Here is an 11622-nt window from a genome sequence, read left to right as displayed (position 1 = left end):
GAGTGAACATCAACGAGCTCCTTGTCGGTGTAGCGATAGCCCCCGTCCGGGCCGGCGTCAAAGTGGCCGACGCGGGACTCGCCGCTGCGACCATGGCGCTCGGGGCTGTGAAGCAATCGTTGGGCGAGGACGACCCTAAGTCGGTAGACCCGATTACCGATCTATTGCCCATACGCGGCGCACTCGTAGGCGCGAACCGAGTCGCCGAATTCACCGAAAACGATAGGGCGATGGGGCGCGCTTTGGCCCGCGGCGGGCCCGCGGACAAGCTGATGCGTCCCGGTGGCGTTGTCGACTTGTTGACCGCGCCCGGCGGGTTGCTCGATCGGACCTCCGTCGGAGGGAGCGCCTCGCTGGAGCGGATCCTGGCGCCCGGTGGACTCGTAGAGCGGCTGCTCGCAGCGGACGGGCCGATAGAGCGCATGCTCGCCGAGGACGGCATCATCGAGCGGATGTTCGCCGAGGACGGCATCATCGACAAGCTGCTCGCCAAGAACGGCCCGCTTGAACAACTGACCGAAGCCGCAGAAATCCTCAGCCGGCTACAGCCCGCCATGGATAGGATGACGCCCACCGCGGACACCCTTGAGTCTGCCGTCGATACCCTCAACAGGATGGTCAACTCGCTCAGTGGCATCACCGAGCGCATTCCCAGGCGGCGGTCGACGCGGCCGCCGGTGCGTTCCAAGCCCACCGTCGAGCAGGCTGCCGTCGAGGAGTGAGCTGACCGGCTTGGACAGGACGAGCAGATAACCGGAGTCGGACAACCATCACGACCTCGGCCATACTCCGTCCATTCAAAACGAAGGAGTGTGAAGGATCAGCCGAAACAACTGCCGAGCATCGGCCGAAATACTGTCACATGGCACCCGAAGCAACAACGCACCGAACATCGCAGGTCAACCACAGTGTGGGGCGGGTGGGGCTCGAACCCACGACCAACGGATTATGAGTCCGCGGCTCTGGCGCTCTAGCAAACTCTCCTAAGTCCGAAAAGTCACCTGCAGCGGCTCTAATCCCCCTGTTTCGCAGCGCTTCTGTTGGAAAACGCCCGCCCAACAGCCGCTGCTTGGACATCGCAGCAAATCAGAAAGTAGAGACGCGTATGTGGACGCGGTGTGGACGCCGGGCGCATCCCTGGCAAGCTCTATGCGATCGACTATGAGCCCGTAGGTCGAGTGCCGCTTGGCGGAGCAGGCCGGTTTCTCAGGAGTCGCACCAATTGCTCCGAGATGTCGACCGCGATACGAAGATCGTTCTCTGGGATTGGTACCGCATGAGCAACGTTATTTCGCGCCGCACGCACGATCTGAACCTCTTCGTCAAACAAGGATCGGAACTCGCCGATTTCGTCAGCAGACAGCTGAACCCTCAACAGTTCACCTCGGGCTCCATAGCCGCGCAAATTCAGTGACGAAGCAATGATTTCCCAGTTCTCAAGGATGCGCGACACCAGGAAGGGGTCCCGTTTGTCTTCCTCGTCGGGCGTCAAAACTTGCTCTGGTCGAAGTGGCTGGAACACCTCACCACGGCTGAAAGCCTCTGCTTTTCTAGGCAACTGCTCGTCGACTTTCTTCATCTCATCGCTGCTAACCACGAACACATTGCTCGTTGCGTGTGCCGCTGCAACGTTCTGGGAGAGAGTATCGACGCGTAGGTTCTGCAATTGCAGTTGACTCTCCAGCCTGTCCGCCTTGGCCTCTGAACCAGTCGCTTTCTGTTCCGCCGCCTCGACACGTCGTTTCAACGAGACGCCCAGAACCCCAACTTCACTCATGTCGGGGACCAACAGCAATACTAGGAGCAACCCAACAGCCAAAACGCTCGCATCGCTGACCGTGGGCCTATCACAAGTTCTTGTTACCGTTGTGCCGTCCTTGCCCGCCGCAGATTCGACTTTGCAGACTTCGAACCTGTTAGCGAGTAGAAGGATTACAAAGGTGCAAAGGCCAATAAGGGCAATGGTCCACCTGATGCGCCTGGATGAGTTGCCGCTCCAATAGCCGTCCTCTCCGGTCACGACTTGAACTCGTTAAACGTTTTTAGCAGCTTCATGGTGGCTACGTAATCCAATGCCCCACCCGAATATCGAGCCTGGTAGAGCCCTTGCAGGTTAGAAGGTAGCTCAGTGCCCTCTTCCACTAGCAATATGAAATTTCTGCCATATAGGGCCATCGCGGCTCCAATCTCGATCAGCACGTTGGGATTCAGAACCTTGTGCTCATTGCCGCCGGGGTCCAGCAGAGTCATTTCAGGTCCTACATGCACCACTGCTGCACTACAAGACCGCATATCATCCATCACCTTATCGGGCAACGATTTGGCCAAGGTCTCATTCTGTACTGAAACAATGGGCTCAAAGCCACCAAATTTCAGCAATTCCTTGATCTGCTCGACGACGTCCATTTGCTTGCCATGGGTGATGAAAACTCGGTTATTCACAACCGTCTCAACCTTCACCGGCCCGGTAGGCATGAAGCTCGGAGCAGCCTCAAGTGGTGCGGCAGTCGTCTGCGCATCTTCAGGAACGTCGACGTCTGGCTCACGATCCCGGTCATCGCGTTGGGTATCTTTTGTCAGAGTCGACACAGGCGCGCGGGTGAGATCGACGTAATCACTTCCCTTGTGTTCGTAGATGAGTCCTACCGACCTGGCAGTGTCCACGATGGCATCGAACGCCCGCTTTGTCGCGCCCGCCGGTACACCCATCTCCTCCAGAACATTCCGCGCAATTTGCTCTTTGGGAACCTTGTTCTGGTCGTACTTCTCAAGGAACATCCGCATGACCCTTGGCTTAAGCACAGCTTCCGCAAGAGCTATCGCGTCGTCACCTTCGGCGGTTGGCGCAACGGCACGTTTGCCTAGCGCCGTCAGGCTGACCTTCTCAGCCCAAGCGCTGCCCTCTGTGAATCCGTAGGCAGCAGAGGCACTCGTCAGGGTACGAAAGGGGCCCGAGTTAGGCGACATGTCAAGTGCAGTTGCGACCTGGAGCGGTGTCGCGGGTTGCTTTGCGTACGAGTCGCTCAGCGCCATAGGCACTCTGAGCGCCTGTTGAAGGGTTACAGATGGAACATCAGTCTGTGACAGCGACGCGGCCCTAGGACGCTTCGTCTTGGACTCGACGGCGTCATTCTTCTCGATCTTCGGCACCGGATCCCCTTCCATGCAGGTTCGGTGTCGAGTGTACCAAAGTTCTTGTCAGTACATGCTACTACTCATCATGAGTTGCTCTAGGATCGATTCTACCAGTTCAGCGAGTTCCTAACTGTTGCTGGAAACCTGTGCCAGTATTTCTTACCGCAGTATTGATGGGACACAACCGTTCGCGGCGACAGCGAGCCTATCCGGTGGCATCTCCGCGGCGCTTCAATGCGACAACGTTGGCCACCGCTACAGGCCTATCCAGGTTTGGTGCCGATTGATCATCCTCCCGGATGTAATCCGCGTACGTCGTCAGTGTCAGCACGAAACTGGAATGGCCCAGCCACTTCGACACCTCCATGTAGTGCTCCCCAGCGGACAGCGCCAGGGTGGCAAACGTGTGCCGCAGGTCGTAAAGCCTTACCGAGACGAAACCCATTGCCTTGCAGGCTGGTTGGAAATAGTTGTGATATAAGTTGTCCGCCACAATCGGCTTGGCCCAATCGAAGTCCTCGACCTGCACCGCAGACTTTCCGGCACGAGTGCGCTTGCCCGGAAACAACGGAGCGTGCGCGATGCGCTTTTTGCTGGCAAACGGGTGAACCGTAGTCAGGTATTCGCGTAGGTCATCTGCCAGCCACGGTGCAAGTGGAATCGTGCGGTCGGAGGAGGCATCACTTTTGGGCGTACCTTCCTGCCACTGCAACGGCGCTGGTGCGTCGTGCTCGTCAGTCTGCACGGAGGCGCGCGTCTTCTTCTTCGTCCGCTCCACCCGCACACTGCCGACGTGCCAGGGATAACCGATAGAGTCACATCGCCCGGTTGCGTCCAGCAGAGTGGTGTACGAGTCGGACCTGATCAGCGGTACCGGCGTGTCGTAGCCGAGTGATTGAAGGTCATCGCGTGATTCTTCGAGGGACCGTCCAAAGTCACTCGAGCAAAGGAACCACGCGATGACCAATGCCCAGAATATCGACCTGCCGGCCGTGCTGGCCGAACGACTCACTACCACCCATCCCGACGTCCTGCGCGAGTTGCTCGCCACGTTCATCCACACCCTGGCGCCACTCTGCCCGGCGCGGCCTGACAACGCTGCAGAACCCACTACACGACCAACCTCATGGCCGTGACCCCGAAGTCGTCGTGGCCATGGGTACGCACCCTGCTGCACTCGGTGTTCGACCAGCCTGACACCGAATCGGTTGCAGCGCAATATGATCGGGTCATTGACGCGCTGTCCGGCAAGCTTCCCAAGGTCGCGGACCACCTGGAGGCCGCCCGTCCGGATCTGCTGGCATTCACCGCCTTTCCCAAACAGATCTGGCGCCAGATCTGGTCCAACAACCCCCAAGAGCGGCTCAACAAGGAGATCCGCCGGCGCACCGACGTCGTCGGCATCTTCCCCGACCGCGACGCCCTGATCCGCCTCGTCGGCGCCGTACTGGCCGAACAACACGACGAATGGGCCGAATCCCGCCGCTACCTCGGACTCGACGTCCTGAGCAAATCACGCACCATCAACGACACCCCGACCGAACAGGAGGCCACCCCCGCGGCACTGACCGCCTGAACCATCACATCGAAGAATCACACAGCGACGTCGTACACCACGTCCCTGGACTTGACCCGATCCCCTTCTAGGCGGATATCGATGGCAGTCGTTGGTTTCCTCCGTTTGAAATAGACACCTAGCACCGGCAGTGAAGGCGGACCGCGCCTGTCGCGGACATCATTAACGGTAGGCACAACGGTGTTTGCCAAACAAGGGTTCTGGGCAGGCGCGTAAGGGTTATGAGCTGGCTAGAGCCGGAACCGTATTTCCCGATCTATTAGCTGTCATAATGTTGCTGCTTGCTATGGGCTGCTAAACCGAGGCGACGGCTCCACAGCTCCCACAAATGGCAGTCCGTCCCTACTGGACCTGCGTTGCGGTGCGCGCCATGTAGGGGCTTGGATGTCCGCAGTGGTGTTTTGTATAAACGGCCACTCGGCGGCAGGAATCGGCATACGATCTGCGACCGTGCGGAAGTCATTAGTGCTGGTAGCCAGCTTCGCTATGGCGCTCGCCTTCGGGCCGACAGTGAGTGCCGATCCGGGCGGCTCGAAATGTGACCCGAACTACTCGGGTGCCTGTGTCCCTATCGCTAGTGATGTTGACTGCGCGGGTGGTAGCGGCAATGGTCCGGCCTTCGTCAAGGGTCCCGTAAGGGTAATCGGCAGAGACATCTATGGACTTGATCGAGACGGCAATGGAATCGGGTGCGAATAGGAAGGCGTGAGCTGGCGAGTGGATGGCAGGGCACCTGTAAAGCGCTGAGTGGGCGATAAGGTGCCCCCGCTGGGCGCGGCTCGCTGGGTAGCCTTTGCCGCATGAAGGGCGACGAATGGGACCCACCTACATCCACGTGATATTACGAAACAGGTCATGCCGTCGCGGCCGTGTTGGTCGGCGGGCACGTTGACTACATGGAGTTCGGGTTTGGCGAGCCCGAAGTCTCCGCACCTGTGGTGGGCGCGTCCAACCAGGCTTTCAAGAGTTGGGCCGGCCCATGGGCACATGGTGTACCACGAAGACGACGGCGTTTGCTCTATCGATCGCATCAACGAGCTGTTTCACGGGCAGAGCTGGTCGATTGGCCACTGTATGAAGAGGCAATGGACCCAATCAGAGCCGCACAGATGGAAATTCAGGGTCTTGCAGCAGATCTAGAGGCCGCAGCCACGTATCCCGGAGTTGCGGCGAAGAGGGTGCCTGGAACCCTGCCGCCAGTGACCGCTCCCCACCCCGGTTGGCACGACAAGCTGACGGCGGCATGGCCGGAAATCCGACGTGTGGCGGAGAGCCTGATCAGCCGCGACGCGCCAGTCACATTGAGCAACGGACAGGATTTGGTGCGATATAGGGATAATCTCGATTACTGGTACGACCCTAATCGCGTAGGTGACCCTAGGCCCCGATGGCTCGCCTAGTAGCTAGCTCGGAACCCACCGACCACAAAGTGGACGCGGTGTGGACGCGGGGCCTGTTTACGTCCGGGCGCTAGGCAGCTTAACAACAGCTGCAGGGCTTCTACCTTCGTAAACACATTGTGGGGCGGGTGGGGCTCGAACCCACGACCAACGGATTATGAGTCCGCGGCTCTAACCGACTGAGCTACCGCCCCTGCGAAGCACGACCACCCTAGCGCGGCAGCAGCCCCCGCCAAGCAACAGCCGCTCACTCAATAGGCCGCAACCGAAACACCCGAATCTCCCGCGGCGCCGCCTTCTCCCGGTACGCCTCGTACCCGGCGTAGAAGTCCACCGCGGTCTCCCACGCCGCCTCCCGCTCGGCACCCGTTAGCAACTCAGCGCGATACCGGCGCGGCGGCCCCTTGTACTCGACCGTGCACTCGGGATTCGCCTTCAGATTGGCACTCCACCCCGGATGCTTCGGCCCGCCATAGTTCGACCCGATCGCCAGCAGACCGTCGGAGTCTTCGACCAACACCAAAGGCGTCGCCCGCCGCTGCCCGGTCTTGGCGCCAACAGAAACCACTAGACCCGCCCGGTCCAACCCCGCCGAGCTCAGCCGGCCGTTGGTCCGGGGAATCAGCACCTTGTCGATATGCGGCGCCAGGTGCACCGCGAGCTGATAACCCACAGCACTCATCGCCAGGCGCTCGCCGAGCGCCTCATGGAAACGCAACCGCCGCCCACGAACCCGACTCTCTCGCCGAAAAGACACGGCTAGACCGTACCCAGGAACGCCGCCATCAACCTTGCTCCTTCTTCGCCCGCTCGCGCCGCGCTTCCCACGTGTGCTGCGGATATTCGTCCTGCACATGGGTATCGCGGTGCTCGCCAGGACACATCCACTGCCGGTCCATCCGGTCGCCGTTACCAGATACATCGATGACCTGATACTCGGCGTCGGCACGGCACCGCAGGCAATAGCTGTGCCCGGTTTCCAGGATCTCCCCGATCACCCCACGCTCCCATCAGTAGACATAGACAACCGCCCCATTTCCACCGTTGCACACCACCAGCGACCCGTTCGGCGCACACGTCATCGTGTAGCGCTGGCCGGTCACCGGGCTGACCGCCTCGACCTGCCTGGGAGCCGACCCGGCAGGACCACCCGCGCCATACGCCGCCCGCACCGCCTCGGCAAATGGACACGTGGTGTCCCCGGACCCGACCGCGGAGTGCGCAAACCCGCCAGCCGGCCCCGACGTCGACGGGCACGCCGTAGCACCGGGCGGCAACGCAACCGGCGAAGGCGAAGCCCCCTCATCCAGCGTCCACCGCCCGCATCCCTGCGTCCGGAACCCCGCATCCGTCGGCGCGATCTTCACCGTTTGCGGCAAAATTCCCGCACCGTTGACGATGATGTCGGCGGTCTGTCCCCCGAACCCGCGCAGCCGCTCCCAGTAGCAGGACTCGCCACCCGGCGACCGATACGTCCCGGCCTGCAGGTCGACGCCCATCCGGAAGGTGCCGTCCCCCGGCAGGCTTCGGCCGGCAACAGTGGTGGTGGTCGTCGTCGTAGTCGACGACGTCGACGTGCCCGACGACGACGGCGGGATCGACACCGTCGTGCCCGGATAGATCGGCTCGAGATGAGACGTCGCGGTGTCGTGCGGCGCAACTGGAGGCCGGGCCGACGTGCCCCCGCCGGAACAGCCGCTCACCACGCATACCAGCGCCAGCGCGAAAACCGTCCGCCTCACCACGATCTCAGCTGAACACCGTTTGGCCATCAACATCGATCAGGTACCGCTCGGTGCCGGACTCCACCCGCGCCGCGTCCGCGCCCAACGACACCGCAATCTTGTTGCTCGAGTTGCGCATGATGTCGAAGGTCAACTCCACAGCCTCGGCCTCGCTAAACCAAGAGCGCACCTCGGCGGCATCGTCGACGGCGAGGTGCGCAGGGGTCCAAATTAACGCATCCGTATAGCGCAGCGCTGCTTTTGTGCGTGCGTCCAGCACCGCGGACTTCTCGAACCGCGCAAGCTCGTCGTACAGCGTCTCCGAACCGCCGGCATCCAGGGCGTTGCCCTCGCGCAACGACTTGCACAGCCGGCAGTTATGCGCACCAGCCACCCGCAACCGCACCAGCTCCGAAGTCACCGGATCCAGCGCCCGCAGCCGCGCCACCGCCGGCGCGAACTCGCCCAGCAACACCGCGGACGGGTCGCTGTCGTGGTCCCACACCACCGGCTGACCGACCCAGCCCAGATACTCCGACCCGACGTCCAACGCTTCCAACCCGGCCCGCACCCGCGGCACGAAGTCGGCAATGAAGATCGAGACAACGGTTCGAAAAGCCCTGTCCCCCAGGTACTTCAGCAACTGCGAGCGTTGTTCAACGGTGATCACCGAGACGTCCACGCTGAATTGCTCGGCGAACGCCGCGACCACCGCGTCCGCCTCGGAGACTTCGTCATCATCCGGGCCCGACGGCAGCGGCGGCAAACCCAACGCCTGCGCGCACACCCGTCGCACCATCCCGGCCAGGCGCCCGTCCCCGGCCGACAGCGCGACGAACCGCGCCAAAAAGTCAGCATCCAGGCCGGTCATAGCCCAACGCTACTGCGCCCGACTCACCGACGACATATGAAAGTCCGGGATCCGCAACGACGGCATCGCCGCCCGCGTCGCCCAGTCACCCCATTCCCGCGGCAACGTCTTCTCGCTGACCCCGGCCTCGGTCGCGCGCCGCAACAGGTCCAGCGGGCTCTCGTTGAACCGGAAATTGTTGACCGCGCCGGTCACCTCGCCGTCCTCGATCAGATACACCCCGTCCCGGGTCAGGCCCGTCAACAGCAACAACGTCGGGTCGACCTCGCGGATATACCACAGCGTGGTCAGCAGCAACCCGCGCTCGGTGGACGCGATCATGTCGGCCAACTCGTTGGTGCCACCGGTCATGACCAGGTTGTCGGCGGCCACCGCCACCGGGGCGTCGTAGCGGGCGGCGGTCGCCCGCGGATAGGCCAGCGCGTTGATCACGCCGTCGCGAATCCAGTCGACCTGCCCGATCTCCATGCCGTTGTCGAACACCGACGCCGTCTCCGAGGAACTGCTCACCGCCACGAACGGCGTGCACACCAGGCCCGGGGCCATCGGATCGGAGAACAACGTCAGCGGCAGCGAGGTGAGCCGCTCCCCCACCCGCGTCCCACCGCCGGGCGCCGACAACGCGGTGCGCCCTTCCTGCGCGCCACGCCCGGCCATCGTCCAGGCCAGATAGATCATCATGTCGGCCACCGTCGACGGCGGCATCAACGTCTCGTACCGGCCGGCGGGCAGCTCCACGGTTCGCGACGACCAATCCAGCCGCGTCGACAGATCGGACAGTAGCGAATCAATAGGCACGTCAACGAAATCCGGGGTTCCGACGCCCGCCCAGGCGCTGGCATCGCCCCGCTTGGCGTTGAGTTCGATCGCCCCGGTCGGCAGCGTGTAGCGCCGCCGCAGTCCCGTCGAGGACGCCAGGAACGTCGTCGAAAGACTGTGGTGCGCATAGCCGTACAGCTTGTCGCGGCCCCGGAACACCTTGCTCAACGGGCCGGCGATCCCGGTGAACACCCCCACCCCGGTGCCGGGCACCGGCGCATCCCAATCCGCGGGTTCCCCGGTGTCGGCGAGCAGCGGCGCGGCGTCCCCGGCCTCCGGCGCCGAACGCGCGGCGTCCTGCGAGGACACCACCAGCCCGGGCAGCACCGACGGGTCCGCCTCCCCGGAGACCACGGAGCCGACGTAGGCGCTGTCTCCTTTGCGCACAATCGAAATCACCGTCACGCTGCGCTGAACGGCGACGCCGTTGGTGGTCATCGTGTTATTCGCCCAGCGCAGGTTTGCCTCGACCTTGTCGGTCACCAACACCATGGTCTCGTCGGCCCGGCCGTTCTTGGCGGCCTCGTCCAGGACGATGTTCACGACGTGCTGAGGTGTGATCATCGGCCGCCCTCGGTCCGGGTGTTGAGCACATTGATGCCGCGGAACAGCGCCGACGGACATCCGTGGCTGACCGCGGCGATCTGACCGGGCTGAGCCTTGCCGCAGTTGAGCGCGCCACCGAGCCGCCAGGTCGAGCGGCCACCGACTGCTTCCATCGAGTTCCAGAAGTCGGTGGTGGTCGCCTGGTAGGCGACGTCGCGCAGCTGCCCGTACAGGGCACCGTCGCGAATCCGGTAGAAGCGTTGCCCGGTGAACTGAAAGTTGTAGCGCTGCATGTCGATTGACCAGGATTTGTCGCCGACGATGTAGATCCCGTCGTCGATGCGGGAGATCAGGTCGGCGGTGGACAGATCCTCCGAGCCCGGCTGCAACGACACGTTGGCCATCCGCTGGATCGGCACGTGGTGTGCGGAGTCGGCGTACGAGCAGCCGTTGGAGCGCTGCTCGCCCAGCCGCGGAGCGAACACCCGGTCCAGCTGGTAGCCCACGAACACCCCGTCGCGCACCAGATCCCAGCTCTGCGCGGCCACGCCTTCGTCGTCGAAACCGACAGTGGCCAAGCCGTGTTCGACGGTACGGTCGGCGGTCACATTCATCACCGGCGAGCCGTACTGCATGCTGCCGAGTTTGTCGGGGGTGGCGAACGAGGTACCGGCGTAGGCGGCCTCGTAGCCGATGGCCCGGTCGTATTCGGTTGCGTGCCCGATGGATTCGTGGATGGTGAGCCACAGATTGGTGGGATCGATCACCAGATCGGTGGGCCCGGGCATCACCGACGGCGCGTGTACCTTTTCGTACAGCAGGTCGGGCAGTTCGGCAAGCTCGGCGCTCCAATCGAACACCTCGTCGGTGGCGACGGCCTCCCAGCCGCGCGCCGTCGGCGGCGCCAAGGTACGCATCGAGTCGAACCCGCCCGCCTTGGCGTCGATGCTGACCGCCTCCAGCGACGGCTGCAGCCGCACCCGCTGCTGGGTGATCGAGGAGCCGAACGTGTCGGCGTAGAAGGTTTGCTCCTTGACCGCGGTCAGGCTGGCCGAGACGTGGTCGACGCCGTCGGCGTCCAGCAACCGTCCCGAGTAGTCCTGCAACACCCCGATCTTCTCCGCGGTCGGCACGCCAAACGGGTCGACCTGATAGTCCGACGTCCAGCTGACGTCGGCGTACACCGGCTCCGCCGCCAACCGGACCTGCTCGGTGTTCAGCGCAGCCAGTACCGTCGCCACCTGCACCGCGTGCCGTGCGGTGCGGGCCGCCGCGTCGGGCACCAGCTCGGAATGCGAGGCGAACCCCCAGGTGCCGGCCACGATCACCCGCACCGCCAGCCCGACCTCGCGGCTGAGCACCGCCGTCTCCAACTCGCCGTCGCGCAGCTGGATGCTTTCGGTGCTGATGCGGTGTATCCGCAGGTCTGCATAACTGGCCCCGGCCGCTCGGGCCGCCGACAACGCGGCGTCCGCCAACTGGTGGCGCGGCAGGTCCAGGAAGTCGGCATCGATCCCCCGGTTCGGTGTCACGGGTCCACCGTATCGACCG

At 63.1% G+C, this 11622-nt stretch carries 10 protein-coding genes, 1 tRNA gene and 2 pseudogenes; 3 read left to right on the top strand and 10 right to left on the bottom strand.

Annotated features, from left to right (window positions below):
• Positions 1-2 precede the first annotated feature (2 nt).
• Positions 3-722, top strand: a complete 720-nt coding sequence (locus tag AC5Y6Y_RS00355) for a hypothetical protein (RefSeq protein ID WP_499928858.1) — start codon at positions 3-5, stop codon at positions 720-722.
• A gap of 437 nt (positions 723-1159) precedes the next feature.
• Here AC5Y6Y_RS00355 and AC5Y6Y_RS00350 read toward each other — a convergent pair whose 3' ends face one another.
• The 3 genes and pseudogenes from AC5Y6Y_RS00350 to AC5Y6Y_RS00340 all read right to left on the bottom strand — a co-directional run.
• The gene (locus AC5Y6Y_RS00350; RefSeq protein ID WP_499928856.1) at positions 1160-2020 is read right to left on the bottom strand and encodes a hypothetical protein; all 861 of its coding nucleotides are present in this window, start codon (positions 2018-2020) and stop codon (positions 1160-1162) included.
• On the bottom strand, positions 2017-3150 hold the full coding sequence (locus AC5Y6Y_RS00345) for a TIR domain-containing protein (RefSeq protein WP_499928854.1): 1134 nt from the start codon (positions 3148-3150) through the stop codon (positions 2017-2019). Before AC5Y6Y_RS00345 ends, AC5Y6Y_RS00350 begins: the two co-directional genes overlap by 4 nt.
• Positions 3151-3340: 190 nt before the next feature.
• Positions 3341-3966, bottom strand: a pseudogene (locus tag AC5Y6Y_RS00340) (site-specific integrase); the annotation flags it as partial.
• A 128-nt stretch (positions 3967-4094) separates the two neighbouring features.
• On the opposite strand from AC5Y6Y_RS00340, the gene AC5Y6Y_RS00335 reads away from it, so the two are divergent.
• Positions 4095-4271: a hypothetical protein gene (locus AC5Y6Y_RS00335; protein WP_499929350.1), complete on the top strand. Its 177-nt coding sequence runs from the start codon at positions 4095-4097 to the stop codon at positions 4269-4271.
• A pseudogene (locus tag AC5Y6Y_RS00330) lies at positions 4202-4711 on the top strand (transposase); the annotation flags it as partial. The gene AC5Y6Y_RS00335 and the pseudogene AC5Y6Y_RS00330, both read left to right, overlap by 70 nt.
• Before the next feature lie 1520 nt (positions 4712-6231).
• Here the strand turns inward: AC5Y6Y_RS00330 and AC5Y6Y_RS00325 are convergent.
• The 7 genes from AC5Y6Y_RS00325 to AC5Y6Y_RS00295 all read right to left on the bottom strand — a co-directional run bounded on the left by AC5Y6Y_RS00325 (position 6232) and on the right by AC5Y6Y_RS00295 (position 11603).
• Positions 6232-6305 (bottom strand) — tRNA-Ile (locus tag AC5Y6Y_RS00325).
• Positions 6306-6358: 53 nt separating this feature from the next.
• Positions 6359-6868, bottom strand: coding sequence for a nitroreductase family deazaflavin-dependent oxidoreductase (locus tag AC5Y6Y_RS00320; protein WP_499928852.1), 510 nt, complete (start codon positions 6866-6868; stop codon positions 6359-6361).
• Between the two features lie 28 nt (positions 6869-6896).
• On the bottom strand, positions 6897-7109 hold the full coding sequence (locus AC5Y6Y_RS00315) for a hypothetical protein (RefSeq protein WP_463824715.1): 213 nt from the start codon (positions 7107-7109) through the stop codon (positions 6897-6899).
• Between the two features lie 12 nt (positions 7110-7121).
• Positions 7122-7853 (bottom strand): Rv1352/Rv1906c domain-containing protein, encoded by a 732-nt coding sequence (locus AC5Y6Y_RS00310; protein ID WP_499928850.1) that lies wholly within the window; start codon positions 7851-7853, stop codon positions 7122-7124.
• A 7-nt stretch (positions 7854-7860) separates the two neighbouring features.
• Positions 7861-8706 carry a carboxymuconolactone decarboxylase family protein gene (locus tag AC5Y6Y_RS00305; protein ID WP_499928848.1) on the bottom strand — a complete coding sequence of 282 codons (846 nt, stop codon included), beginning with the start codon at positions 8704-8706 and terminating at the stop codon, positions 7861-7863.
• A 9-nt stretch (positions 8707-8715) separates the two neighbouring features.
• Positions 8716-10089 carry a metallopeptidase TldD-related protein gene (locus AC5Y6Y_RS00300; RefSeq protein ID WP_463824718.1) on the bottom strand — a complete coding sequence of 458 codons (1374 nt, stop codon included), beginning with the start codon at positions 10087-10089 and terminating at the stop codon, positions 8716-8718.
• A complete protein-coding gene (locus tag AC5Y6Y_RS00295; RefSeq protein WP_499928845.1) occupies positions 10086-11603 on the bottom strand; it encodes a TldD/PmbA family protein in 1518 nt (505 codons plus the stop codon). Before AC5Y6Y_RS00295 ends, AC5Y6Y_RS00300 begins: the two co-directional genes overlap by 4 nt.
• Positions 11604-11622 lie beyond the last annotated feature (19 nt).

Source organism: Mycobacterium sp. NGS24 (genome assembly GCF_059813065.1).
Note: the sequence above shows the minus strand (reverse complement) of the source record. Positions and strands in the feature narration are given on the sequence as shown.